General features: G+C 60.5%; 29 protein-coding genes. 17 read left to right on the top strand and 12 right to left on the bottom strand.

Features of this window, described 5'->3' with window-relative positions:
* Positions 1-49: 49 nt before the first annotated feature.
* The 3 genes from pcaG to pcaQ all read right to left on the bottom strand — a co-directional run bounded on the left by pcaG (position 50) and on the right by pcaQ (position 2439).
* On the bottom strand, positions 50-652 hold the full coding sequence (gene pcaG / locus AD668_RS19000) for a protocatechuate 3,4-dioxygenase subunit alpha (RefSeq protein WP_053161209.1): 603 nt from the start codon (positions 650-652) through the stop codon (positions 50-52).
* Positions 653-664: 12 nt separating this feature from the next.
* Entirely contained in the window at positions 665-1384 is a 720-nt protein-coding gene (gene pcaH, locus AD668_RS18995; RefSeq protein ID WP_053161206.1) for a protocatechuate 3,4-dioxygenase subunit beta, read from the bottom strand.
* Positions 1385-1509: 125 nt separating this feature from the next.
* Positions 1510-2439, bottom strand: a complete 930-nt coding sequence (pcaQ, locus tag AD668_RS18990) for a pca operon transcription factor PcaQ (protein WP_053161205.1) — start codon at positions 2437-2439, stop codon at positions 1510-1512.
* A gap of 255 nt (positions 2440-2694) precedes the next feature.
* On the opposite strand from pcaQ, the gene AD668_RS18985 reads away from it, so the two are divergent.
* From AD668_RS18985 to AD668_RS18950, 8 genes are all read left to right on the top strand, one after another.
* The gene (locus AD668_RS18985; RefSeq protein ID WP_053161202.1) at positions 2695-3372 is read left to right on the top strand and encodes a thermostable hemolysin; all 678 of its coding nucleotides are present in this window, start codon (positions 2695-2697) and stop codon (positions 3370-3372) included.
* Positions 3362-4843 carry an AMP-binding protein gene (locus AD668_RS18980; protein ID WP_053161200.1) on the top strand — a complete coding sequence of 494 codons (1482 nt, stop codon included), beginning with the start codon at positions 3362-3364 and terminating at the stop codon, positions 4841-4843. The genes AD668_RS18985 and AD668_RS18980 overlap by 11 nt, the downstream gene beginning before the upstream one ends.
* Positions 4840-5514 (top strand): TenA family transcriptional regulator, encoded by a 675-nt coding sequence (locus tag AD668_RS18975; protein ID WP_053161199.1) that lies wholly within the window; start codon positions 4840-4842, stop codon positions 5512-5514. Before AD668_RS18980 ends, AD668_RS18975 begins: the two co-directional genes overlap by 4 nt.
* The gene (locus AD668_RS18970; protein ID WP_053161197.1) at positions 5501-6310 is read left to right on the top strand and encodes an SDR family oxidoreductase; all 810 of its coding nucleotides are present in this window, start codon (positions 5501-5503) and stop codon (positions 6308-6310) included. Before AD668_RS18975 ends, AD668_RS18970 begins: the two co-directional genes overlap by 14 nt.
* The gene (locus AD668_RS18965; protein ID WP_053161196.1) at positions 6307-6951 is read left to right on the top strand and encodes a tetratricopeptide repeat protein; all 645 of its coding nucleotides are present in this window, start codon (positions 6307-6309) and stop codon (positions 6949-6951) included. Before AD668_RS18970 ends, AD668_RS18965 begins: the two co-directional genes overlap by 4 nt.
* An 11-nt stretch (positions 6952-6962) precedes the next feature.
* Complete coding sequence (locus tag AD668_RS18960) at positions 6963-7625, top strand: response regulator (RefSeq protein WP_053161195.1); 663 nt, start codon at positions 6963-6965, stop codon at positions 7623-7625.
* Complete coding sequence (locus AD668_RS18955; RefSeq protein ID WP_053161194.1) at positions 7622-8989, top strand: HAMP domain-containing sensor histidine kinase; 1368 nt, start codon at positions 7622-7624, stop codon at positions 8987-8989. Before AD668_RS18960 ends, AD668_RS18955 begins: the two co-directional genes overlap by 4 nt.
* A gap of 107 nt (positions 8990-9096) precedes the next feature.
* Positions 9097-9540 carry a hypothetical protein gene (locus tag AD668_RS18950; RefSeq protein WP_053161193.1) on the top strand — a complete coding sequence of 148 codons (444 nt, stop codon included), beginning with the start codon at positions 9097-9099 and terminating at the stop codon, positions 9538-9540.
* A 72-nt stretch (positions 9541-9612) separates the two neighbouring features.
* Here AD668_RS18950 and AD668_RS18945 read toward each other — a convergent pair whose 3' ends face one another.
* On the bottom strand, positions 9613-10419 hold the full coding sequence (locus AD668_RS18945; protein ID WP_053161192.1) for a helix-turn-helix transcriptional regulator: 807 nt from the start codon (positions 10417-10419) through the stop codon (positions 9613-9615).
* A gap of 104 nt (positions 10420-10523) precedes the next feature.
* Between AD668_RS18945 and AD668_RS18940 the strand changes: the two genes are divergently transcribed.
* On the top strand, positions 10524-11480 hold the full coding sequence (locus AD668_RS18940; RefSeq protein ID WP_053161190.1) for a threonine dehydratase: 957 nt from the start codon (positions 10524-10526) through the stop codon (positions 11478-11480).
* Between the two features lie 19 nt (positions 11481-11499).
* Here AD668_RS18940 and AD668_RS18935 read toward each other — a convergent pair whose 3' ends face one another.
* The 8 genes from AD668_RS18935 to AD668_RS18895 all read right to left on the bottom strand — a co-directional run bounded on the left by AD668_RS18935 (position 11500) and on the right by AD668_RS18895 (position 18224).
* Complete coding sequence (locus AD668_RS18935; RefSeq protein ID WP_053161188.1) at positions 11500-12018, bottom strand: cupin domain-containing protein; 519 nt, start codon at positions 12016-12018, stop codon at positions 11500-11502.
* A gap of 126 nt (positions 12019-12144) precedes the next feature.
* The gene (locus AD668_RS18930) at positions 12145-12618 is read right to left on the bottom strand and encodes a hemerythrin domain-containing protein (RefSeq protein WP_053161186.1); all 474 of its coding nucleotides are present in this window, start codon (positions 12616-12618) and stop codon (positions 12145-12147) included.
* A gap of 221 nt (positions 12619-12839) precedes the next feature.
* Entirely contained in the window at positions 12840-13361 is a 522-nt protein-coding gene (locus AD668_RS18925) for a hypothetical protein (protein WP_053161184.1), read from the bottom strand.
* Positions 13362-13625: 264 nt separating this feature from the next.
* Positions 13626-14147 (bottom strand): methylamine dehydrogenase light chain, encoded by a 522-nt coding sequence (locus AD668_RS18915; RefSeq protein ID WP_008050506.1) that lies wholly within the window; start codon positions 14145-14147, stop codon positions 13626-13628.
* Between the two features lie 18 nt (positions 14148-14165).
* On the bottom strand, positions 14166-14792 hold the full coding sequence (gene mauD / locus AD668_RS18910; protein WP_053161180.1) for a methylamine dehydrogenase accessory protein MauD: 627 nt from the start codon (positions 14790-14792) through the stop codon (positions 14166-14168).
* 5 nt (positions 14793-14797) lie between these two features.
* Positions 14798-15337, bottom strand: coding sequence for a MauE/DoxX family redox-associated membrane protein (locus tag AD668_RS18905; RefSeq protein WP_053161178.1), 540 nt, complete (start codon positions 15335-15337; stop codon positions 14798-14800).
* Positions 15338-15348: 11 nt separating this feature from the next.
* Positions 15349-16497, bottom strand: a complete 1149-nt coding sequence (locus tag AD668_RS18900) for an amine dehydrogenase large subunit (RefSeq protein WP_053161176.1) — start codon at positions 16495-16497, stop codon at positions 15349-15351.
* 254 nt (positions 16498-16751) lie between these two features.
* The gene (locus AD668_RS18895; RefSeq protein WP_053161174.1) at positions 16752-18224 is read right to left on the bottom strand and encodes a nitrogen regulation protein NR(II); all 1473 of its coding nucleotides are present in this window, start codon (positions 18222-18224) and stop codon (positions 16752-16754) included.
* 351 nt (positions 18225-18575) lie between these two features.
* Here AD668_RS18895 and AD668_RS18890 point away from each other — a divergent pair, with 351 nt between their 5' ends.
* The 8 genes from AD668_RS18890 (at position 18576) to AD668_RS18855 (ending at position 25427) form a co-directional block, all read left to right on the top strand.
* A complete protein-coding gene (locus tag AD668_RS18890) occupies positions 18576-19739 on the top strand; it encodes an acyl-CoA dehydrogenase family protein (RefSeq protein WP_053161172.1) in 1164 nt (387 codons plus the stop codon).
* Positions 19740-19776: 37 nt separating this feature from the next.
* Positions 19777-20148 carry a hypothetical protein gene (locus AD668_RS18885; RefSeq protein WP_053161170.1) on the top strand — a complete coding sequence of 124 codons (372 nt, stop codon included), beginning with the start codon at positions 19777-19779 and terminating at the stop codon, positions 20146-20148.
* Between the two features lie 3 nt (positions 20149-20151).
* Positions 20152-20622 (top strand): nuclear transport factor 2 family protein, encoded by a 471-nt coding sequence (locus tag AD668_RS18880; RefSeq protein ID WP_053161169.1) that lies wholly within the window; start codon positions 20152-20154, stop codon positions 20620-20622.
* Entirely contained in the window at positions 20619-21767 is a 1149-nt protein-coding gene (locus AD668_RS18875; RefSeq protein ID WP_053161167.1) for an amidase, read from the top strand. Before AD668_RS18880 ends, AD668_RS18875 begins: the two co-directional genes overlap by 4 nt.
* Before the next feature lie 23 nt (positions 21768-21790).
* Entirely contained in the window at positions 21791-23074 is a 1284-nt protein-coding gene (locus AD668_RS18870) for a Rieske 2Fe-2S domain-containing protein (protein WP_053161165.1), read from the top strand.
* Positions 23071-23571, top strand: coding sequence for an aromatic-ring-hydroxylating dioxygenase subunit beta (locus AD668_RS18865; RefSeq protein ID WP_053161163.1), 501 nt, complete (start codon positions 23071-23073; stop codon positions 23569-23571). Before AD668_RS18870 ends, AD668_RS18865 begins: the two co-directional genes overlap by 4 nt.
* Positions 23572-23581: 10 nt before the next feature.
* The gene (locus AD668_RS18860) at positions 23582-24322 is read left to right on the top strand and encodes an SDR family NAD(P)-dependent oxidoreductase (protein WP_053161160.1); all 741 of its coding nucleotides are present in this window, start codon (positions 23582-23584) and stop codon (positions 24320-24322) included.
* 154 nt (positions 24323-24476) lie between these two features.
* The gene (locus AD668_RS18855) at positions 24477-25427 is read left to right on the top strand and encodes a PDR/VanB family oxidoreductase (RefSeq protein ID WP_053161373.1); all 951 of its coding nucleotides are present in this window, start codon (positions 24477-24479) and stop codon (positions 25425-25427) included.
* Positions 25428-25444 lie beyond the last annotated feature (17 nt).

Here is a 25444-nt window from a genome sequence, read left to right as displayed (position 1 = left end):
GCGCTGAGCCGGTGTTGAGCGATGGCGTCTCAACACCCGGCCGGCGTGATTAGAAGTCGAAGAACACGGTTTCCGCTTCGCCTTGAACATGAATATCGAATCGGTAGGCCAGCTTGCCGTCAACCGTGCAGCGCCGGGCGATCAGGGATTCGCGCCGATGAGGTTGTTCAATCAGGTTCAAGACCGGATCGACGGCATTCGCCTGGGGTTCGTCGTCGAAATACAGGCGGGTCTGCAGGTGGATGTTGATGCCTCGGGCAAACAGCGCCACGTTGATGTGCGAAGCCATGGGAACGCCCGAGGCGTTTTTCACTACGCCCGGCTTGACGGTGTTGATCGTCCATTCGCCCACATCGGTCGTGGCGGTACGGCCAAAGCAGTTGAAGGGCTTTTCCAGATCGAAAGCGCTGTCGTAGAGGCCATCGTGATTGGCCTGCCAAAACTCCAGAAACGCGTCACGAATCAAGTGGCCGTTACCGTCGTAAACGTGACCCATCAACAGAATGTGCTCACCTGGCGCGCCAGGTTTTGCCATCAGGTTCCAGATTTCCTGTTCGCGCGGCGCGTTTCCGGCTGCTTCCAGTGCCAGTCCGATATGGACATAAGGGCCGGCGGTTTGCGACGGCGTTTCAGGCAGAAGTTCAACGGGCATGTGCAGGCCTCCTCAGCAGTTTTCGAAGTGGGTCTTGCGCTGGCCGCGCAGGACGATATCAAAGCGATAAGCCAGGCAATCCATAGGATTGGCCATGCTCATATCAAGCTTGGCGATCAGACTCTGCACCGCATCCTGATTGGCGATCGACTTGACGATCGGGCACATGGGGATCAGCGGATCGCCTTCGAAATACAACTGGGTAATCAGGCGCGTGGCAATGGACGGGCCACTGATGGAGACATGGATATGCGCGGGACGCCAATCGTTGGGACCGTTGCGCCATGGGTATGGGCCGGGTTTGACGGTGCGGAAGCTATAGTTGCCATCGCGGTCGGTCAATGCTCGGCCGACGCCACCGAAGTTCGGATCAAGGGGGGCCAGATAACTGTCTTTCTTATGCCGGTAACGGCCACCGGCATTGGCTTGCCACATCTCCACCAGGGTGTGGGGGATCGGCTTGCCGTACTGATCACAGACACGACCGGCGACGATGATGCGTTCGCCGATGGGCAGGCCACCGTGATTGAAATTCAACAGCAGATCGTTATCGTGCCGACCCATCTGCAGGTGGGAAAAGTCCGGACCGCTGGTTTCGGATAAAGACTGAGGGATGCTCACCAATGCCTGGCGGGGAGATCGCAGGATGGACGTCTTGTAGTCGGGTGTCAGGGCTTTTGGATGCCAATTACGGTCACGAATGACGAAGCGGCTGTCGTGCGCATCAGACATGTCGTTTTTCCTGTTGTTATGGTTGGACGGAGGCGGGCACTGCGTTGGCAGCGACGTGGCCCCAGTTTCCGCTTGTGCGACCCAACCAGAAATTGAAAAAAACGACTTGATGCATGTCCAAATGGTTATGGATATTTTCCCTCACGATATTCTTCTCCGACCTCACGCAACGCCTCCACGCACCACTGAGCCGCCGTTGTCACGGGCAATACAGGATTGGTGCACAGCCCTACAGAGCCCCCTGGTTCGCGCATTCCAAGATCCAGCTCTACCAGATCGCCTTGCCGCAAATCCTGTCTGACCGCATCGAATGGCGCGACCCAGATGGCCTGACTGCATTGCACGTAGCGCCGGCTCAGCGCCACCGAAAGGGTTTCCAGGCGTTGACGTGATGGTGTTATGCCGTGCTGCACAAACAGGCTGTCGGCGAACTTGCGGATCGTCGTCCCTGCCGAGGGTAATACCAGCGGATAGTCTTCGAGGTTTTTATGCCCCAGCGGATCAGCGAGCAATGGATGGCCGTTACGGACCACCAGGGTCATGGATTCGCTGTAGAGGTGTTCGAACGTCAGCCCGAGAATCAAAGGGCTATCGGTCATTCTGCCCACCACCAGATCCAGTTCTCCGACTCGCAGCCGGGACAGCAAATAGGCGCTCGGCCCGGTCACGACATTGACCACCAATGCCGGATGACGCTGGTGTAGACGGGATACGATTTCAGGCACCAACAGACTTTCGACCGTGGACAGCGCACCGAGCTGCACGGTAATGGGTTCATGTACCCCGGAGCGCAAACTGTTGACCCCTTCACGCAGCGATTGCACGCTCGGGCCCGCATAGCGCAAAAAGGCCACTCCAGCCTCGGTCAGTGTCGAGCCCTTTTTACTCCGTTCAAACAGAGTGGCTTGCAGCAGGGATTCCAGTTCTTTGAGCGTCTTGGAAAGCGCGGGCTGGCTGATGGCCAACTTATCGCAAGCACGTGCCAGGCTGCCCTGGCGCGCCACTTCGAGAAAACACACCAGATGACGGAATTTGATTCGGGTATCGATGTTCAATCGGCTGCTCTGCCTATGGGGTATGGCATCCATTATTGTCGAATGCGAAGCGTTCGGGCAGTTGAACTGTACTGCGCTGGTCATTTTCTGCCATCAATGACTCAAAGCCACCTTGCGTCATCCGGTCAAATCTTGAGTAAAAAGACAAACACACCTTGGGCCGCAGCTTCGTCCGCTACTCTTTTTCTCGCCTTCAGACTTCGTTAAGAAATGCCTTGGATACTGCTCCCGGATTGCTCCCTGGAGGTGTCTTCAATGTCCGATTTCAACTGGAACACTCAGTTGCCGCTGCGCTTTGGCCAAGCGCAAACACCACAGATGCATCTCGTCAGAGCATTGCCGGACGACCCGCAACGGGACGCCTTCGAAGCCTTCATCCAGCAACGTTTTCGCAAGGCACACGGAGCCGACATTCGCCATTTCATGCCGCAACTGTTTGGTATGAACGATGCGGCGGGGGCGTTGTGCGCCGTGGTCGGCGTGCGTCTGGCCAGTGCCGGTCCCCTGTTTCTGGAGGCTTATCTGGACGAGGCGATTGATCCGCTGATCAGTGCGGTCGCCGATCAGACCGTGGACCGCTCGGCCATCGTCGAAGTGGGCAATCTGGCGGCCAGCGACACCGCAAGCGCCCGAGTGAGCATCATCGCGATGACCTACCTGCTGGCCATGGGAGGACTGGAGTGGGTCGCCTTTACCGGGAACCTGGGGCTGGTGAACAGCTTTCATCGTCTTGGTTTGAAACCGGTGACGCTATGTGCTGCCGACCCTGCGCGCCTGGGTGAGGACCGCCATGCCTGGGGCAGCTACTACGACAGCAAACCATGGGTTCACGTGGGCAACATCCGTTGCGGATTCATTCATTTATGCAGCATGGGTCTGTTCAGTCGCATGGGGTTGCCAACCACCCTTGCAGGAGCCTTCCATGTCGCCTGAACTGGAACGTTTCCAACAGACCCTGCGCGATCATGCCGAGCGAAAAACCAACGCCACCGCATTGTGGGACGACCAGCAGAAGCTGGACTACGCCACGCTGTATGCCGAAGTGACGTATCGCCAGCAGCGCCTGCGCAATGAGCAGGTCAAGGTTGTCGCTCTGGCACTGGACAACGGCGTAGACGCCATGCTCTGGGATCTGGCAGCACTTTTCGAAGGCCTGACCTGTGTGGCCTTGCCGCCCTTTTTCAGTCCGGCGCAACGCAGGCATTGCCTGGAACACAGTCAGGCCGAACGGGTGATTGCCGAGCCACGAATGGACGGCGAACTGCAAGCGGCCGAGTATCAGAAGTACGGTGAGTTCTGGCGTCGCTCATTCGCTGGCACAGACCGGATGCCCGAAGGCACCGCCAAATTGACGTTCACCTCGGGTACCACAGGCACACCGAAGGGTGTGTGTTTGAGTGCCCAAAGCATTCTGCGAGTCACCCGTGAGCTGGATCTGGCCAGCAAACCCACCGACCCACAGCACCACCTGGCCCTGCTGCCGTTGGCCATTTTGCTTGAGAACATCGGTTGTTATGCCGCGCTGTCTGCCGGCGCGACATTGAGCCTGCCCAGCCAGAAAACCCTGGGGGTTCAAGGCGCAAGCGGTGTCGATGTACCGCAGCTGTTGAGATGCCTGTCCAGCCGATCTCCTCAGAGCCTGATTTTAGTGCCTCAGTTACTGCTGGTGCTGGTCAGCGCTGCCGAACAGAAAGCCTTCGACCCGCGGCATCTGCGTTTTGCCGCTGTGGGCGGCGCCCGGGTTTGCGAGGACTTGCTGCATCGTGCACAGCGTGTGGGAGTCCCGGTTTATGAAGGTTATGGACTGTCGGAATGTGCCTCGGTGGTGTGTCTCAACCGCCCGCAAGCGCGCCGCCCCGGCAGTGTCGGGCAGCCATTGCCCCATGTGGAGATTCGCCTGGCGGACGACGGCGAAGTGCTCATCAAGGGTGCAACCTTGCTGGGCTACCTGGGAGAGGCACCACACACCACTCAATGGTGGCCCAGCGGGGATCTGGGCGAGTTCGACGCCGAAGGTTTTCTTTACCTCAAGGGGCGCAAGAAACATCAGTTCGTGACCAGTTTCGGTCGCAACGTAAACCCCGAGTGGGTGGAGGCCGAACTGACCCAGCGCCGTCATGTTGCCCAGGCCTTCGTGTACGGCGAAGCCATGGCGCACAACCATGCGCTGCTCTGGCCTCTTCGTCAGGACTGTACCGACGATCAGCTGGCCGCCACCGTCGCGCAGGCCAACGAGGCTTTGCCCGAGTACGCGCGGATTCGTCACTGGACCCGGCTCGACCAACCCTTCACGCCCGCCAACGGTTTGCTCACCGCCAATGGCCGGCCTCGCCGTGATGCCATTGTCGAACACTATCGGGTGCAACTGAGCGAATCGGTCGTTGCCGAGGAGTACGTGCCATGAGTTTTTTTGATGCGCTGCAAGAAGCCACTCACCAAGAACGTCTTGAGTTGTTCAACGTGCCGATCATTCGTGATGCGCTGGAGGGCAACGTCAGCCTGCAAAGTTACCGGGCCTTTCTGGAACAGGCCTATTACCACGTGCGCCATACCGTTCCGTTGATGATGGCCTGCGGGGCACGCCTGCCATCACGTCTGGAATGGCTGCGCGAAGCGGTGTGTGAATACATCGAGGACGAGTATGGCCACGAACAGTGGGTACTCAATGACATCGAAGCCTGCGGCGGCGACAAGGAGGCTGTGCGCGAGGGACGTCCGTCCTTGCCGATCGAACTGATGGTCAGCTACCTCTACGACTTGATTGCCCGGGCCAACCCGGTGGGGTTGTTCGGCATGGTCAACGTGCTCGAAGGTACCAGCATCGCGCTGGCTACCCGCGCAGCCGGGAGCATTCGCGAACACCTGAGCCTGCCGGAAAGTGCCTTCAGTTATCTCAGTTCCCACGGCTCGCTGGATATAGAACACATGCAGACCTTCCGCCGACTGATGGACAAGCTGCAAGACCCGGATGATCAGGCCACCGTCATTGAGGCTTCAAAAGTGGTCTATCGGCTCTACGCCGGTATGTTCCGTGGCTTGCCGCGTGACGGGGAGAGCCTGCATGCGCCTTTCTGAAGCTCGCGTCGTGTTGACTGGCGCCAGCGGTGGTATCGGTCTGGCAATCGCCACAGCACTGTGCGTCAGTGGTGCCCATGTGTTGGCAGTGGCGCGGCATCGGGGACCGTTGGAGCCTTTGCTCAAGCGCTACCCGCAAAACCTGTGCTGGGTGGACGCCGACCTGACCCTCCTCGCCGAGCGTCGCGAGGTGCTGGCCGAGGCCGAAAGCATGGGCGGCATTAACCTGCTGATCAATGCTGCCGGGGTCAATCATTTCTCCATGCTCGAACAACTGGATGACTGCGAGATCAACGCGATGCTGGCGGTGAACATCAGTGCACCTGTCTGCCTGACCAAACTCTTGCTGCCACTGCTCAAGCAGGCCACCAGTGCCATGGTGGTGAACGTTGGTTCGACCTATGGCTCCATTGGCTATCCCGGCTATGCCAGTTATTGCGCCACCAAGTTTGCCCTGCGTGGGTTTTCCGAAGCCTTGCGCCGGGAGCTGGCAGATACGCGCGTCGGCGTACTCTACGTCGCCCCGCGGGCCACTCGCACCAGCATGAACAGCCCGGCAGCCCAAGCGCTGAACGATGCGCTCAAGACCAACGTCGACGATCCGCAAACCGTGGCGGCCGCGGTGATTCACGCCATTGCCGGTGACCGTCGCGATCTGTACCTGGGCTGGCCGGAGCGCTTTTTCGTACGTCTCAATAGCCTGCTGCCCCAACTGGTGGACAGAGGCCTGCGCAAGCAATTGCCGTTGATTCGCCGCTTGAGCAAGAAACCCGACCAGGAGAGCCTCAAACCATGAAAAACCTCGCCGCTTGCCTGCTACTTGGCGCTTTGAGTCAGAGTGCCTGGGCACTGGATGCACAAGATCAGCAGCGCCTGAACGGAATTCAGCAATCCTGGGCCCACATTCAATACCAATTGCCGGAGGGGCAGCGAACCGCGGCCTTCGAAAAGCTCGCCGCTCAGGCTACGAACTTCACACAGGAACGCCAAACGGTGGCTGAGGCCTGGATCTGGTCTGGCATTGTGACCAGCAGTTGGGCTGGGGCTCAGGGAGGCTTGGGCGCACTGAGCAAGGTCAAGGATGCCAAGGCTGATCTGGAACAAGCCCTGGCCCTGGACCCCAAAGCCCTGCAAGGCTCTGCCTACACCAGCCTCGGGGCGTTGTACGACCGTGTCCCGGGATGGCCGATTGGTTTTGGCGACTCGGACAAGGCCGAGCAGTTACTCAAGCTAGCGGTGCAAATGAACCCCGATGGCATCGATAGCCTGTACTTCTGGGGCGATCACCTCTACCGTCAAAAGCGTTACGTTGAAGCGAAGGCTGCACTGCAAAAAGCGCTGAAGGCCGCGCCTCGTCCCGGCCGCGAAACCGCCGATGCCGGGCGCCGCAAAGAGATTGAAACGCTGTTGGTGGACGTGAACAAAAAACTCGGCTGACAGGAGTCCGTGTGCGTTTATTACTGATAGAGGATGACGTGGCGCTCGGCAAAGGCATCCATCAGGCCCTGAGTCGTGAAGGTTATACCGTCGACTGGTTGCAGGACGGCAGCAGCGCTTTGCACTCGCTGGTCACTGAAGCCTTCGATCTGGCGGTACTCGACCTTGGGCTGCCACGCATGCACGGTCTCGAAGTACTCAGACGCTTGCGTGACGTGGGTTCCAATCTGCCGGTGCTGATCCTGACCGCGCGCGATGCCACCGAAGACCGTATCGCCGGGCTGGATGCCGGTGCCGATGACTACCTGATCAAGCCGTTTGACCTGGCGGAGTTGAAAGCCCGTATCCGTGCGCTGTTGCGACGCAGCGCCGGCCGCGCGCAATCGCTGATCGAACACGCCGGAGTCAGCCTGAACCCTGGTACCCAGCAAGTCACCTACAAGGGTGAGTCCGTCGCCCTGACACCCAAGGAGTACCAGTTACTCCACGAACTGCTCTCGCCGCCCGGTCGCGTCATGACTCGCGATCACCTGATGCAATTGCTCTATGGCTGGAACGAGGAAGCCGAAAGCAACACCCTGGAGGTGCACATCCATCACCTGCGCAAGAAGTTCTCCGCCGACCTGATCCGTACCATCCGGGGGATCGGTTACCTGGTGGAGGAGCGTCGATGACCTCGATCAGGCGTCGTACCCTGACCCTGATCATCGGACTGATGCTTGCGGGTTTGACGGTCATCAGCCTGCTCAACCTGCATGACAGCAACCACGAAATTGCCGAGGTCTATGATGCCCAGTTGGCCCAGAACGCCCGGTTGCTCCAGGGCGTCATGCGCATGCCCGTGGCCAGCAAGGAACATGCTGATCTGTATCAGGCGTTCAACCAGGCTCTGAGCGAGGCGGAGCCCAGAGTCGACGGGCATCCCTACGAAACCAAGATTGCCTTCCAGGTCTGGAACTTCAAGGGCGAACTGCTGGTACACACGGCGAGCTCACCGTCTTTCAACGCGGCGCCCAGCGCGCCCGGTTTCAGCGACGTGGTCGACATGAAAAAACGGCACTGGCGCGCCTTCATGCTCGAAGACAAGCAGAACAACCTGCGCATCTGGGTAGGCGAACGGGACGACGTCCGATCAGACCTGGTGGACCGTATAGTGCGCCACACGTTGTGGCCTAATATTCTGGGAAGTCTGATGCTGGCCGCAATGATCTGGCTGGCCATCGGCTGGGGGTTGAAACCGCTCGTCAACATGGCTGCAACACTGCGGGCAAGGCATCCAGGCTCACTCGAGCCCCTGCAATTGACGCCGTTACCGACTGAGCTTGAGCCCATGCAGGCAGCCCTGAACCGGATGCTCGCGCAAATTCAGGAAGTCATGGGGCGTGAACGGCGCTTTATCGCCGACGCTGCCCACGAAATGCGAACCCCACTGGCCGTGCTCAGAGTGCATGCCCAAAATCTGCTGGAGGCGGGGAGTGACGAGGATCGTCGCCTATCGCTGGAACACCTGATTGCCGGCGTGGATCGTACCAGCCGCCTGGTTAACCAGTTGCTGACCATGGCCCGTCTCGAGCCGGGAGCGGGAAATCGACCGCCTGAGCCCATCGACCTTGCCGCCACCGTGCGCGACAGCCTGGTTCAATTGACGCCCTGGTTATTGAGTAAGGGGCTTGAGCTGGTGTTCGATGTCAGCGACGACATCAGCCTGGTGAGCGTTGACCCGGCGGCCATCGACATTGCCTTGAACAACCTGGTTACCAACGCGGCGAATTTCTCTCCACTCAATGGATTGATCACGGTAAGGCTGGCTGAAAAAGAAAATGGCTACGAACTGTCTGTCGAGGATGAGGGGCCGGGTATCGATGAGGCGGATCGCGACCGGCTTTTCGAGCGTTTTTACAGCCGAGGAAATGACCAGGGTGCCGGGTTGGGCCTGACCATAGTACAAGCCATTGCAGATCGTTCGGGTGGGCAGATCAAACTGGAAAATCGCATCCCGGCAGGGTTGCGCGCTGTGTTGGAAATTCGTCGCTTTTGACCCTGCCCTGTCGATGACCGTCTATCATTCAGATCCCGCGCCCGGAGCAGGCCACTAGACTTCACAGGGGGGATGAAATCAACGCACCTCAAATCAGGAGATCTGTGATGAACAGAAAGTCTTGGCTGGCGTTGGTGGTGGCAGTAGGGGCAATTTCCGGTTGCGCAAGCAGAACCGCGATTGTCGATGTCCCCCTCAATGCTACCCCGCAAAACGCAGAGCATATCGCTCGAGCCACCCTCAGCCCAGTGGGTAACCAAACCAGTATCTGGCTGAGCGTCGGTGGTGTTCCTCACGACCAGGCGGTATCCAGCCGTCTCGATACGGCGATCTACTCTGGCTCGTGTCAGCAGTTGAGTGCCCAGCCGGTATACGAGACCCGTCAGGCCAACAGTGTCGACTATCCATCTCTTGCCCCGCGTACCCAGCATTGGGCCCAGGCACCGGTGGCACTGAGCGAGTTGACCAAGGGCGACTATGCCTTGCTCGTTCGCACCAGCCCGGCAGACGGTAGCCGCCCCCTTTTCTGCGGCAACATCAGCGCGAGTTAGGGGGCTCATCAAGTACGCGGTTCGCAGCTGTGGCCTGCGCAAGTCCGCCAGGCCACGGTGACGTCGTCAGGGTTAGTGCCTGCATCCACCACGCAACTGCGCCGGACTCACGCCCAGGCGTTGCTTGAAAGTGGTCGCCATGTGCGCCTGGGAGTTGAAACCGCAGGTATGGGCAATCGCCGACAAGCTGATTGTCGAGTCGCGCATCAGGGCGCGGGCTTTGGCGAGGCGGCGGTCGATCAGGTAGCTGTGGGGGCTTTTACCGGTCGCGTGCTTGAAGGCCCGAATGAAATAGCCTTCGGACAATCCCAGTAACTGCGCCATGGCCTGGACTCCCAGCGGGCCGTCGAGGCCGGCGTCGATGAACTCATCGAGCAGGCGCATCCGGCTGCCGGTTATCGAGCCATGGGACGGTACTGGCGCATCGTTACCCTTTACCCGTTCAGACAACGCAACCGCCCAAGCCTCCCAATCGTCGTCCACTGAAGCCCGCAACAGCGCACTGCGCATGTGCAGCGCAAGGATCGTCGCTGGCTGATCGATGCGATTGTTGAATGCACGATCGCCCCCGAGCGCAACGTCGTCGGTGCGAATCATCCGAAGGTATTCACCGCCCTTGGGTGATTGGGACAGAACGTCACACCCGACTGGGACAAATGCCAGGCCGTTCGGGACAGCCTCGAAGGGCAGCACCCGGTCACTGCCGATAGCGTGAAGGCCCCGCTGGCTGTCGAAGGCGAAGCCAATCGCCGATCGGGACGCCACATAGCGGGTCGCGTAGGTGTTGGCGGGCAGCAATTCGATCGCCCATGGCCCGGCCTCGATGCGACGCACCGGTTCAGGCGGGAGCGATGGGGGTGGACGGTTTCGAGGGCTCATAACGGCATAGTAGTGAAGAGCGGGGACAAAAGTCAGGTCAGTTTTTTGAAAGCCGCCAGGCTGCGTCCGAGTCTAGACTGGGCAAAACCTCAGGAAGGCCACTCATGCACAGACTGACCCGCGACGATATCGAACAAGCTGCCCATCTCGTTTACCAGGTGATGCCGGCCACCGCCCAGTACCCTTGGCCGTTGCTGGCTGAGCGGTTGGGTTGCACGGTGTGGGTCAAACACGAAAACCACACCCCGACGGGCGCTTTCAAAGTGCGCGGCGGCATTACCTTCATGCACTGGCTCAAGCGTGCGCACCCTGAGGCGAAAGGCATCGTCACCGCTACCCGCGGCAACCACGGTCAGAGCCTCGCATTGGCGGCGAGTGCGTTGGGATTGAAAGCGTTGATCGTGGTGCCGCAAGGTAATTCGGTCGAAAAGAACAATGCCATGCGCGGCTTTGGCGGCGAGGTGGTGGAGTACGGCCGCGATTTCGACGAAGCCCGTGAAGAGGCCGCACGTCTGGCGCAACAGCATGGGCTGTTTCTGGTCCCGCCGTTCCACACCGAGTTGGTCAAAGGTGTGGCCACCTATGCGCTGGAGCTGTTCACGGCTGCACCGGACCTGGATACGGTCTACGTGCCAATCGGCTGCGGCTCGGGGATCTGCGCAGTGATCGCCGCCCGCGATGCGCTGGGCTTGAGCACGCAGGTGGTGGGTGTGGTTTCCACTGAAGCGGCGGCGGCAAAGTTGTCGTTTGATGCCGGCGTCATCTGCGAAACCGACTCGGCCAATACCTTTGCGGACGGTCTGGCCGTGCGCAAACCCATTCCCGAAGCCTTCGTCGTCTATGCCGGCGGTGCAGCGCGGATCGTTACAGTGAGCGACGCGCAGATTGCCGAGGCCATGCGCGTTTATTACACCGACACCCATAACCTCGCAGAAGGGGCCGGCGCGTCTGCGTTGGCTGCGCTTATTCAGGAGCGTGAAACGATGGAGGGCAAAAAGGTGGGGGTGATTCTGTCCGGGGGAAATATTGATAGAACGGTTTACGCCAAAATCATTGCGTAGGGGATCGCGTGCCCACGATTCACGACTGTTGCTCAGGTATCCAGTGCTCGCTCAAAGCACCCTTGAGCCCTTGCACCGGATCTTCGTCGGGAAACGGCAGATGGGCAATCTGTTCCAGTTGCGCCGTGCTCGGTGCCTCGCGCCGGATGTCGGCGTGTTGCCCCGGCGGGTAGGCGCCCACCACCAGAAAGTCGTCGCTTGAGCCCAGATTGCAATGCCCGGTTCCGGCGGGCAGCAACAGCACATCCCCCGCGCTGACTTCCACCACACGCCCGTCCGGCCCACCAAGCATCAGGCGGGCATTGCCGCTGGCAACGCCCAGTACTTCATGGCCTTCGGTGTGATAGTGGTGATAGTCGTAGATTCCATAGCGCCATTGCGGCGGCCAGCCATTGGCACTGAAGCGTTGCTCGAACAACGCAGCAGGATCGTCGCCCTCAACGGAGATTGCCTTTGGATAAATCAGCACCGGCAACCGCGGATTATTCGGCACCCAACCGTTGCGGTAGAGAAGAAGAGTTTGCATAGAAGCAGCCATCGAGAATCACCGTTTTTTTCTGTAGGAGCGAGCACGCTCGCGATCGCGTGTTTGTTGAAAAACGCAGCGCTCTCAAGCCCTTCACCGCCCGAAGCACGCTCGCCCCTACACGTGGACTGTTCGGCATCAAGCCGCCATACCTGCCGCCCACTCCTTTTTATAACTGGTTTTCATCGCTTCCATTTGCATACCCAACTCTTCGAGCCGGGCTTTACCGAGGAGTTTTTTCGCCTGAGGAAACATCGTGGTTTCTTCCTCCTCGATATGGTGCTCAAGCAATTCCTTGACGACTTTCACCCGTCCAGAAAACTCCGGTGTGCCGGGATCGGTCAGTTTGAGGTCGGGGAGCACCAGCGAGTCCACCGTGCGGTGTTCTTCCTTGGCTTCGAAATACAGGATGTCCTGCTCTTTGGCGCCCGCCTCTTTAAAGGCTGGGTAGAGAATTTCTTCCTCGAGCCTGGTGTGAATGGAGATCTCCATTTCCAGTTTGCCGAGCAGCTCGGTACGTTTTTTGATGGCGCGATCCGTTGATTCACTCAACTGGGTCAGGATGGCTTTGACTTTCTCGTGGTCCGCTTGCAACAGATCAATGGCGTTCATGGTGGTGACCTCTGAATTCGCTGAGTGACAACCCTTATGGGTCGGTGCGGGTATTCCATCCAGTCGTCGCATTTAACATGCCAGACCGATGGGTGAACCGACTCTCGGAAAATCAGAGGGTTGCGCAGAAGGGAAAACTTCGAGGGCGTGCAGGATGCAAGAAACGCCCGTTGCCACATTGCAGATAGCCGACTGATCGACGAACGGGGCGTGAGCGCTGCTCAGTAATTCATGCCGTCATCGATGACGATGCCTTGGGCGCGCATTTCTTTGATCAACTCACCGCGAGTGCCAGGCAGATTAAGCATGGTCTTGGCACGCAATGTGGTGACTTCTTCGGTGGTGTAGGGCTGGTAGTCGGCGGGTCGGCTGCTGCCTGCCATGCCGTCTTCGCGCATCAGCCAGTTGAGCAGGTCGGCAAGTTGCGCGTTGTTCAGCGCCGATTGCGACATGCCGGGGACTCGCACGAGGAATTCCCGGCCGCCTGGGACTTTCAGGAAGTTGCCGACAAAGCCCTTCATACGCGGCGTGTCGTTGGCGGCGGAACCGCTGCCGTCACCCAGGTGACAGCCGGCGCATTGCAGCTGGTAATTCACGCTATTGCTGTAGCCGGCCTGGGCGATTGGTTTCTGTACTTCTTCGTTTCCCGGTGCATGGCCCTGCGCCGGGTTGGGAATGGCGCGGGCGAAAGCGAGCGGGGCGGTCAGGGAGCAGATGAGACCGAGAAGTAGCAACTTGCGCATAAAAATCCCCTTGCCTGCATACAAAGTTATCGGTAGAGGCGGACTGCCAGCGAAGGCACCCCCAAGCTCTATGCGTGCCTTGAAGGCCCCTTCGCCGGCAAGCCGGCTCCTACAGGTCAAACAAAAATCTGCCTTTCGCAGGAGCTGGCTTGCCAGCGAAGGCGTGCGCATGGTCGATGCGTGCCTTGACGGCTCCATCGCTGCCAAGCCAGCTCCTGAAAAAAAAACCGCCGTTTGCCTGTGCAACCGGCGGAAAGTGCGCGTTTAAACGGCGACGCCGCGGATGACCGAAACAGTGCAGTGATAGATGTGCGATTTGGCGGCCAGGCACCAGTTCACATCGTTGTTGTTGAACGGGCGGTAGGCCGGTTCTTCACTGTCGTTGCGGGTGCAGGCGCACTGGGCGCAGCTTTGCTTACCGCAGCAGTCGTTGTACGAAATGATGTAGTCCTTGCCATCGGCCGGGTTGCGGCAGGTGCCGATCCAGGTCACTTGTGAGGCTTCGGTACCCGGTGGGCAGGACGTTACCGACCCGCCGCAGCAGCTGCACAGAAAGCCGTCGATGGAGCAATAGCGCCAGTAGTCGCAGCTGTTCGGATCACCCGGGTCGCCAGCCTGTGCCGGCTCGGCGGCCAGGGCCTTGCTGGTGCGATCCAGCGGCAGCAACAGGGGCAGGGCGGCACCGGCGACCATCAGCGAACCCATGCGCGCCAGCAGTTTGCGGCGCGAGGTGGTGTCGGCGACACGGCGGGACGAACGCTCAAACAACAGATCCAGCAGTTTCATAAAGGTCTCCCTGCCTTATCAGTGGCTATGGCCGTGGCTGTGGTCGTGGTCATGGGTGTGCGGTTGGGCATTGAGGTACTGCTGCAGCGTGGCGTGCTTCAAATGCTCGACTTCGAACAGGCTGTCCAGGTGCTCGCGAGAGTTGACCAGACCTTTGGCGCGCAGGGTGCCGGACTTGTCGATCAGCGCGGCGTACGGCAGTTTGCCGATCTGGTAGGTCATGCCCACTTCCGGGCCGACCACGTAGGTGGCGTCTTCGAGTTTGTGCTCGCGGATCAGCGCTTGCTGGGCATCCATGTCGCCGTCGCTGACGAACACTACGTCGAGCGTACCGGCCTGTTCCCTGGCGATGGATTTGATCGCCGGCAGCAGCGACTTGCAGATCGGGCAGGTCGGCGAGAGGAAGAACAGCAGTTGCGATTTCTCACCGGCATAGCCGAAGTTCACCGGGCGACCATGACGGTCGGATGCGGTGATTTGCGGCGCGGCTTCGTTGACGGCCACACCTTTGTCGACCATCAGCGCACCGGCCGGCGCCAGGCGACCGTGCAGTACGCCAATCTGCCGCACCAGGCCCATGACGACAAACGCCACGGCCACCAGCAGCACCCAGAGCAGAACATTGGAAACGATCAAGCCTTCCATTTGAGTTACCTACCAATCAATTTGAGCAGAAGAGGGGAGTTCGCCAGCAGGCCATCGGCCGCGGCGTAGATGAGCAGTGCAACCGCGGCCGCTGCCAGGGTCACGAAACCATCGAACAGGTTGAGGTCGCGGGCGACCGGCGCGAGGCTGGCCACCAGCGCCAGCGCCACCAGTGCGCTGTTGCGCAGCAGCAGGACCGGGCGCAGTGGCTGAGCCTGATCAGGCCCGGCGCAACCGCAGTCGATGTCCGCGCGACCGCGCCACAGGTTGATGCCGATGGCGGCTGCGTACAGCGCCAAAAGGCCTGCCGCGCTCACGGCAGCCCAACCACGGCTGACCGGTACCAGCAGGGCAAACGCGATGGCCAGTTCCACCCATGGAATCAACCGCGCGCTCGGGCGTACCAGTGCCTCGGGCAACAGTTGGTAGTCCGCCAGTTGTTTCCTGAAACGGGCCGGCGCTCGTACCTTGTGGGTCGCGGCACTGGCCAGCAGCACCGCAATGGCGATGGCACTGGCAATGATGAAGATCGGATCTGTGTGCATGGCCGAACCTCTTAGTAGCTCATGACCTGAGTCGCGGTTTTGGCGACTTTGGGCATACTGCCGGTCAGCTTGTTGGTCTTGAGGTCGAAGATCTGCAAGCCACCCTCGACGTCGGTACCGAGCAGCAGCGGTTTGTCATCGCCGGTCGCCTGCATGCTCCACACCGGCACCGGTGCTTCGAGGGTCGCGACTTTCTTATGGGTCTTGAGATCAAACGCCCAGATCAGCGGGCTCGGGTCTTCCCACTTCATCGCTTCGTGAGCGTCGTGCATCAGCACGTACAAGCGGTCCAGCTTCGGCGACACGGCCATCAGCTGCCAGCCGCCCGGGGCCCAACCGGCTTTCTTTTCTTCTTCGCTGACCAGCGACCAGGACGGCAGGATCTTCGGTGCATCGCCGGCGAAATCCACCGGGCGCACAGTGCCGGTCGTGGTGGTGAAGTAGTAGGTGTCGCCGACATTGACGGCGCGCTCGACGAGTTTTTCTGCATTTGGATCAAAGAACGGCGTGCGGCTGCGCGCAGTTTCCTGGCCCTGATCGTTGAGGGTCACCACCTGCAGGCTGCCGTCGCCGCACAGCGAGGCGAAGCGGCGGTTGCCGATCGGGTAGTTGAGCACGCAGCCCGGGATGGCGATTTCCGTGGTAACGGCCTTGGCCTGGGTGTCGACCACGGTCACCGACGTCGACGGGGTGAAGTTATAGACGTAGACAAACTTGTCGTCGCCGCTTGTCTTCAGTGCGTAACGCTGGGTCAGCGACTCGGCACGCTTGTTCGGGATCAGCACTTCCCAGGCCGGCGACAGGGTCGAAGTATCCCAGGCAGTCAGCACGTCGGTGCGGGTACCCCGAGTACCGCGCGAATACCAGATATCGGCGGCGAAGAGGGTTTTCTGGTCATGGCTCAGGGCCGATGGCGCGGCGAAACCGGTCGGCACCATACCGAGAATGCGTTTCTGGTCCGGATCGACAACCGTTACGCGGCCAGCCACGAAGCTGTCGAACTCGACGTCGACGACGAACGCACGGTGAGCTTCGGGTGGAAACGCCAGAACGGTCTGGCCAATCGTACCGGCGGGCAGGTCCGCACGGGCACTGTTCAAACCGAGTACAAGCAGGCTCAGGCCAAGCGCTGACTGTACGGAGATCCTGTTTGTTCGCATAAGGGGAACTTCCTGAATTGTTGGTAACGCGGATCGCGGGTGCTTTGGCAGATTTTTACCCTTTGATTCTGCCTTGCACCGGGATCAGGAGAATTGCCCTGCCTGCCAAGTGTTTGTGTGTCTGTGCCAGTGTCATGAAAGTGGCTTCACGGGCTGAAAAGCGGGGATTGAGAGAGTGGAGCAAGGCGCACTTGTGGCGAGGGGGCTTGCCCCCTCGCCACGGGGGTTGTGTAAGGTCGAAGGATTTGTGTGCGTCAGACGAGGGGAAGGGAGAAGCTGAACACCGCGCCGCACGGCTCCTGGTTTTGCGCCCAGATGTCACCGCGGTGGCGGCCGATGATGTTCTTGCACAGTGCCAGGCCGATGCCGTTGCCGCTGACCTTGGATGAAAAGAAACCGTCGAACAGCTTTTCCTGCGCCGCAGCCTGAATGCCACGCCCACTGTCTTCAATCCGCACCAGCGCCACGCCGTTATCGGCGCAGGCATGAATGCGCAGCAAGCGTCGTTCGGTCGGCAGGTCGGCCATTTCTTCAATGGCGTTGAAGGCCAGGTTGAGAATCACCTGGCCGATCAGCACCTTCTCGCAACTCACCCGCAGCGGAACGGGCGAGGGCACGATTTCCACGCGCACCAGGCTCGGATCGGCGCGCAGGCTGATGAAATAACGGGTTTCGCGCAGCAGTTCGTTGAGATCGACCAGCTCCTCCGATTGCTCAAGCTTGACCACGTAATCGCGCACGCTCTTGATAATCACGGAGGCGTGCTCGATTTGCCGCACCGCATTCTGCAAACCCCAGGCCACGCCTTGATCGGCATCGGCTGATTTGCCCAGGCGAATCACCGCCCCTTCAATAAAGTTACGGGTTGCCGCCAACGGCTGGCTCAGTTCATGGGCGATGGCCACCGCCATTTCGCCCATGGCGTTGTAGCGCGCCAGATATTCGATCTTCTGCTCGCTGACCCGCCGCGCTTCTTCGGCCTGCACCTGCTCGGTGACATCGCGAAACAGCAGGAGGTGACCGACCAGATCGTCCTCGATCTCGATATAGCGGCACGTTGCGTGATGCCAGCGCCACTCGCCGTCACGTCGCTGCAATTTATAGTGGACGCTGAACGGCGCGTGTTCCGGTGTCTCGTTGGCAAGCTGTTGCAGCAGGCGCCGGCGCGAAGCATCGTCGCACCAGGCCAGGAAGTTTTTACCCATCAACTGACGCACTTCACTGTTGAGCAGGAGCGCGCCGGAGTCGCTGATAAAGCGGATATCGCCCTCGGGCCCGAGTACGGCCACGCCTTCAGCCAGGTCTTGCATGAAGGCCGTGAGTCGGCTTTCGAACCGTTTGAGGTCGCGCTTGACCTTGTCTTCCTTGGAGATGTCGCGGAACTGCACCATCAACACATCGCGACCGTCCAGGTGCACCAGCGTCGCCACCGCCTCGGAAAGAATCTCCACGCCTTGCTTGGACCGATAGCACCACTCGATGGCCCGTTGGCCCGTGCGTGCAGCGCCCTCCAGCCAGCGCAGACCCACCGAACGCCGGTACTTCGGTGCGTCGCGGGTCATGTCGGGAGCCTTGAGCGGCGTCAGTTCTTCCAGGGTAAAGCCCAGCGCCGCCAGGGCGGCAGCGTTGGCCCAGAGAATTTCCTTGGTGTGCGCATCGTGAAGAATGATGCACAGCGGCATGGCTTCGATCAGCGCATAAAAGTCGTTCGGTTTTGGCAAATACATCGCACAGCCCTTGGCGGCAGAGGGGTCTGACCGGTGAAGTCAGAAGTATGGCTTTTTATACCCGCTCGCGCATGGGGATGCGCTCAGAGGTAACCGGCGTCGAACTAGGGGTTTTCTTTAGCCGGGGGGCTGCACGCACCAATAGTTGCGGCCGGACGCGGTTTTTACACTGGACCGCAATGCAAAGGCTGCGACGGCTACCTGTAGGAGCGAGTTTGCTCGCGATGGACGTCAACGAAAACGCGTCCTGTCTGAATGATCGCGTTGTTCAGACTTTTTTCGCGAGCAAGCTCGCTCCTACAGAAGATACCGGTTCAGCCCACTAACAATAATCAAAACGGAGAATGCCCCATGCTGCGTTCAGCGGTTGCGCAACAAGACGCACTGATTGGCGTTGACGAGAATGTCGTCGACAGCCAGGCCTTTGCGCAGGTACTGGAAGAAGTTCGCCAGCGTCGCAATGAATTCGACGAAGGTTCCCACGTACCCCGGGACATGATCGAGCGTTTCAAACAGGTCGGCATCTATCGCGCCGCCACGCCGAAATGCTTCGGCGGCGACGCCCTGGCACCGGCGCTGTTCCTGGAAATGATCGAACGCATCTCCGAAGCCGACGGCTCGGCAGGCTGGGTGGCCAGCTTCGGCAGCGCCGGTGTTTACCTCGCAGCCTTGCCACGGGAAACCCTGGCTGAGCTCTACGCCGAAAGCCCTGACCTGGTGTTCGCAGGCGGTCTGTTCCCGTTGCAACCCGCCGAGGCTGTAGACGGCGGTTACCAGGTCAACGGCACCTGGAAATTCGCCAGCGGCTGCAAAGGCGCAGACCTGTTGGGCGTTGGCATCGGTGCTGCCGGCGGCAAGCCGCGCACCGCAGTGTTTCGCCCGGCGCAGGTCGACATCGTCGAGAACTGGGAAGTGGTCGGCCTCAAAGGCACCGGCAGCCATGACTTGCGCGTGACCGATCAACACGTTGATGAGCGCTGGACGTTCATCCGCGGCGGTGCTTCGACCATCGACGAACCGCTGTTCCGCTACCCGTCGATTGCCTACGCCGCGCAAGTGCTGGCGGTGGTCAACCTCGGTCTGGCCCGTGCGGCCCTCGACGAAATCAGCCGCATGGCGGGTGGCAGTGGCATCACCGGCGCGCCGAAATTGTCTGATCGCGCCTACGTACGCATCGAGATCGCCAAGGCTGAAGCCAAGCTCAGCGCCGCACGCGGTTTCTTCTACAACGCCACCGAGCAGGTGTGGAACTCGATCGTCGCCGGCAACCCGGTCACGCCAGAGCAGACCAGCCTGTTGCGTCTGTCTGCGATTCACGTGTCCCAGGCCGGTGCCGAGGTGGTGCAAAGCGCCTACAGCCTGGCAGGCACCACCGCCATTTACCTGCGCCATCCGCTGCAACGCTACCTGCGCGATTCTATGGTGGTGACCCAGCACGCTTTCCTCAGCGAAGGCCTGTACGACGGCGCCGGCTCGGTGTTCCTCGGCGTCCCGCCGTTCCCGGGCTACATCTGAACCCTATTGATTTTTCACTTTTTCAAGGATCAACCGCATGTCCCAAGCTACCCAGGAACCGTTGCGCGTCGTCTTCTGCATCGGCATCACCCAGAACTTTTTCGACCTGCCCACCGGCGAAGGCCTGAGCGTGTGGAAAGGCTTCAGCCAGATGATGGGCGATCTCGGCGCGATGCCCGGCATTAACGTGCTCGGCGCGATGGATGACGACCGTCTGATGGTCGGCCCCTCCACGACTTCGCCATGGACCGTGTACATCATGGCCGACGTCGACTGCCACCAGTCGGTGATTGACGCCTGCAACCTGTTCCGCACCACGCCGGTCGGCCAGTACAGCCTGTGGCGCTACGCCAAGATCGAAGCGCGCATTGGTCGCCCGCTGACCATTCCTGATGCGGCCAAGGTGTAAGCCATGAACGAGGCCTTGCTGCAGCGTCTGGCGACGCTTGAAGGGGAGAGTGCTGTGCGCCGCTTGATGGCGTGCTACATGGACCTGTGCGACGTGCCGCGGGCGGCGATTCATCTAAGCCAGTTGGCGCAGTTGTTCACCGAAGATGCGATCTGGGAAGGCCTCGGCGCCCAGACCGCGCAGACCTTCGGTCAGCATCAGGGACGTGAGGCGGTGGCGGCGTTTGTCGGCGGCTACCTGCCGCCATCGGACCACTTCAAGCTGAACCTGCACTACCTCACCAGCGAGTCGATTGTGGTCGACGGCAAGGCTGCGCAAGGGCAATGGATCATGCAGCAGATCTCGACCTACGCCGATGGCCGCAACGAGCTGTTCGGCACGCGCCTGAACATCGATTTTCGTTGCGTCGACGGCGTCTGGCTGATCGCGCATTTCCGTACGCAACGGCTGTTCAACACGGAGCTGAGTGCATGAGTACTTTCATCAGCGAATTCCTCCTCGGTGGCGACGGCAAACGCGTTGCGATCAAGGACTCCATCGACATCGCCGGTTATCCGACCCGTTCGGGCAGCCGCGCCTTCGCCGACGCACCGGCCGCGACGAAAAACGCTGAAGTGGTCGACGCAATCCTCGACGCTGGCTGGCAGATTGTCGGCAAGACCAACCTGCATGAACTGGCTTTCGGCGTCACCGGTATCAACGACTTGACCGGTACGCCGATCAACCCGCAAGCACCGGATCGCGTGCCTGGCGGCTCGTCCAGCGGTTCGGCGTCGGCAGTCGCGGCAGGCCTTGCAGACATCGCCATTGGCACCGACACCGGTGGTTCGGTGCGGGTGCCGGCAGCGTGCTGCGGCATCGCCGGGTTGAAGCCGACTTACGGTCGTGTCAGCCGTGTCGGTGCGCATCCATTGGAATCGAGCCTCGATTGCGTCGGGCCGTTCGCCAGATCCATGGACGATCTGATTGCCGCGATGCAGGTGATTTGCCCCGGATTTGAAGTACAGGGCCTGCCGAGCGCCGGTGCCAAAGTCGCCTTTCTGGAAGTGGGCTGCGACCCGCACCTGCAAGCCTGCCTGGGGGCCGCCGCCGACCGTGCCGGATGGCGCCGTGGCAGCCTGCACCTGAGCGAATTCGAAGCAGCGTTCGCCGCCGGCCTCACCGTGATCAATTTTGAAAACTGGGCGGCCTTCGGTCACCTGACCGGCAAAGGCTTGATCGGCGCTGATGTGGAAACACGTTTGCTGGCGGCCGGCCGTACCACACGCGAAGAACTGGCTCAGGCCGAAGCCGTGCGCACCGCGTTCACCCGACAAGTGGATGCGGCGCTGGAAGACTTTTCGGTGTTGCTGCTGCCGACGATGCCGACCCTGCCGCCGACCCTCAGCGAAGCCCGCGCCGGTAGCAAAGCCGTGGCTGGCATGACTCCGCTGGTTCGGCCTTTCAACCTCAGCGGCCATCCGGCCCTGACGGTGCCGGTGGAACTCGATTGCGGCGGATTGAAAGTCGGCCTGCAAATCGTTGGCCGCAAAGGTCAGGACGAACGGGTCTGCGCCTTCGGTGCGCAGCTGCAACTCAGCATGGCCGGTCAACGACCGGCTGCTAAAACCAAATCATAAAAAGAAGCCATGAGGAGAACCGCATGAGCACTCATGAATATCAGCTGATCGCATCGTCGAAAAGCCCCGAAGACCTGGTCCAGCACGACCGTGTCGACGTCTCGCTGTACAACGACCCGGCGCTGTTCGAAGTCGAGCTGGACAAGATTTTCTACCGCACCTGGGTGTGGGTTGCCCACGAAAGCGAAGTGCGCAACAGCGGCGACTTCAAGACCGCCATGATCGGCCGTCGCCCGGTGATCGTCGTGCGCGACAAGAAGAACAACATCAACGTGCTGGAAAACCGTTGCCGCCACCGTGGCGCCACCGTGTGCGAGAAGCACAAGGGCAACGCCACCGGTTTCACCTGCCCGTACCACAGCTGGTCCTATGGCCTGGACGGCAAGCTGCGTGCGCTGCCGTATCCGGATGGCTACGAAGGCATCCTGGAGAAATCCGAGTTGCCGCTGACCAGCCTGCGCGTCGAAAGCTACGCCGGCATGGTCTTCGCCAGCTACAACGACGAGATCGAACCGCTGGAAGACTTCCTCGGCGGTGCGAAACACTGGATGGACCTGTTCATGAAGCAGGGCGCCGGTTACCCGATCAAGACCCAGGGCGAACACAAGTTCAGCTTCAAGGGCAACTGGAAGATCCAGTTGGAAAACACCACCGACGGTTATCACTTCCCGATCGTGCACAAGTCGTTCATGTCGTCGGTGGATGAAGAAACCTCGGAAATGCTCTCGTTCATGACCGACGAACAAGCCGTGACCCACTCACTGGGCAACGGCCACAGTGTGATGGTCATGGTGCCGGAGCACGTCGATCTCGATCACGACGATGGCACCGAACAGTTGCAGGAGCGCTTCGCTCATGTCACTGAAGAGTTGTCCAAAACCATGCCGGCCGATCAGGTCCGTCGCATCGTGCGCTCGCTGCACGGCGCCGGTTTCAACCTGAACCTGTTCCCGAACGTGGCGATGTCGATGTCGTTCTTCCGTGTACTGCGCCCGGTGTCGGTCACCGAAACCGAGATCCGTCACGTGGCCCTCGGCATGGAAGGCGGCCCGGAAATCGCTAACCGCGAACGCATGCGTATCCACGAACACTTCCAGGGTCCGTTCGGTTTCGGCAGCCCCGACGATGCCGAAGCCTGGGATCGCGTACAGCGCGGCTCGTATGCCGGCGTTGATGCGCCGATCCTGGTCAACCGCGGCCTGAACCGCGAAATCACCGCAGAAAACGGCGACAAGGTCAGCCACGCCACCGACGAAGGCGGCATGCGCGGTGCCTACGACATGTGGAAAAGGATGATGAGCCAATGAGCAATCACGACACCCTGAATGGTTTTTCCGGGCAATTGGCCCAGGCCATGGAATTCATCTGGCGCGAAGCCGAACTGCTCGACCACAAGAACTACGCCGAATGGGCGACCTTGTGGAGCGAAAGCGGCAAGTACATCGTGCCGATCGACCCGGACACCGAAGATTTCGAAGCGACCCTGAACTACGCCTATGACGATGCGCGCATGCGTGATCTGCGCATCGAACGCCTGACCGCCGGCTACTCGCCGTCGGCCGTCGACGCGGCGAAAACCATTCGCACCATCTCGCGTTTCCGCCTGGTGGAAGCGGCGGGCGACATCGTCGAAGTCAACTCGGCGCAGTTGCTGTACGCCTACAAGCGCGGCGTGCACACACCGTTCGTGGCCGACTTGAACCACCGCATTCGCTTCACCGATGGCGTGCCGACCCTGGAGCGTAAAGTGGTGCGGCTGATCAACTCCACCGACAGCCTGAGCGCGCTCGGCTTCCTTTTGTGAGGGCAACATCATGAGTCGAGTAGCCCTTGTAACGGGTGCCTCACGTGGACTGGGTGAGTGCATCGCCCGTCGTCTGCACGCAGCGGGTTATCGCGTCGGTCTGGCGGATCTGCGCCTTGATGGCGTGCAGCAACTGGCCGCCGAACTGGATGGCAGCGGCGCCAGCGCTATCGCCATTGAGCTGGATGTGCGCAACAAAGCCGACTTCCAGCGTGCTCGTGACCTGCTCACTGAGCAGTGGGGCGGCACCGACATCCTGGTCAACAACGCCGGCGTGTCAAAAGTCGCGGCGCTGATGGACATCACGCCGGAAGAGTTCGACGAGTCGATGGCGATCAACCTGCGCGGCACTTTTGTCGCCTGCCAGGTGTTCGGCGCGCACTTTGCCGAGCGTGGCTTCGGTCGCATCGTCAACATCGCATCCCTGGCCGGGCAGAACGGCGGCACCGCTACCGGCGCGCATTACGCGGCGGCCAAGGGCGGCGTGGCGACGTTGACCAAGGTCTTCGCCCGCGAACTGACAGCGCAAGGCGTGACGGTCAACAGCATTTCCCCAGGCCCGCTGGACCTGCCGGTGGTGCGCGAAAGTGTCGCCCCGGAGCGTCTGGAACAGATCCTGAAAATGATCCCGTCCGGCACCCTCGGCGACCCGACGTTCATCGCCGACAGTGTATTGCTGCTGATCGCCGACAACGCGAACTCAGTGAGCGGTGCGTGCCTGGACGTCAACGGCGGCCTGTTCATGCGCTGACAGCAGATTTTATGGCAGGACAAATAACCCTGTAGGAGCCGGCTTGCTGGCGATGGCGCCCTGACAGGCGATGCAAGACTCAAGGCTGCCTTCGCCGGCAAGCCGGCTCCTACAAGTGCTGTGTTAAACGAAAAATATGTATTCAGGTGATGCCATGATGAAGGTGAAAATCGAAAGGATCGTCGACGAAGCGCTGGATATCCGTTCCTTTCGCCTCGTGCGCAGTGACGGCCAGCCGCTCGACACCTATGAACCGGGTGCCCACGTCGACCTGACCGGGCCGACCGGGGTAACCCGCCAGTATTCGCTGTGCAGCCCGCCGCAGGATCGCCGTGCCTACCTGGTGGCGGTGAAAAAAGAAGCGCAGTCGCGCGGTGGCTCGCTCGCGCTGCACGAGCAAGTGGAAGAGGGCATGGAGCTGGAAATGGGGGCGCCGCGCAACCTGTTCCGTCTCGATGAAAGTGCCCGTGAACATGTGTTGTTCGCCGCCGGTATCGGTGTCACGCCGCTGCTGAGCATGGCCTACAAACTGGCGGAAAGCGGTCAGCCGTATCGCCTGCACTATTTCGCCCGTTCGGCGCAATACGCTGCGTTTACCGAGCTGTTGGCGGCAAATTTTGCCGACAATGTGGAGTTTCATTACGGCGTTGAACCCGCGGATCTGGACGGCGCATTGAGCGAGTGCCTGAACCGCGCCAATCCTGCGGCCCACGTCTACACCTGCGGCCCGGCACCGTTCATGAACAAAGTGGTGGAAGTGGCATCCCGCAGTCGCTCGGACGACGCCATTCACCTGGAGCATTTCGCCGCCGACCCGGCCGCCAACAGCGCGCCTGCCGGCACCTTCGAAGTCGAACTGGCCAGTTCCGGCGTGGTGCTGCAAGTACCGGCCAACACCAGCCTGGTCGACGTGTTGCAGGCCCATGGTTGCGACATCGACACCGAGTGCCGCGAAGGTATCTGCGGCACCTGCATCGTCGAGGTGCTGGACGGTTTGCCGGAGCACCGCGACAACTGCCTGTCAAACAAGGAAAAGGCCTCCAACAAGCAGATTTGCGCGTGTGTATCACGGGCGCTTTCCGCTCGTCTGGTACTGGACCTTTAAACCGAAAGTTCACTGGA

The sequence above is a fragment of the Pseudomonas sp. P1.8 genome (assembly GCF_001269805.1).
In the GTDB taxonomy this organism is placed as follows: Bacteria; Pseudomonadota; Gammaproteobacteria; order Pseudomonadales; family Pseudomonadaceae; genus Aquipseudomonas.
The sequence above is the reverse complement of the archived record's forward strand: the minus strand, read 5'-3'. Positions and strand labels throughout refer to the sequence as shown.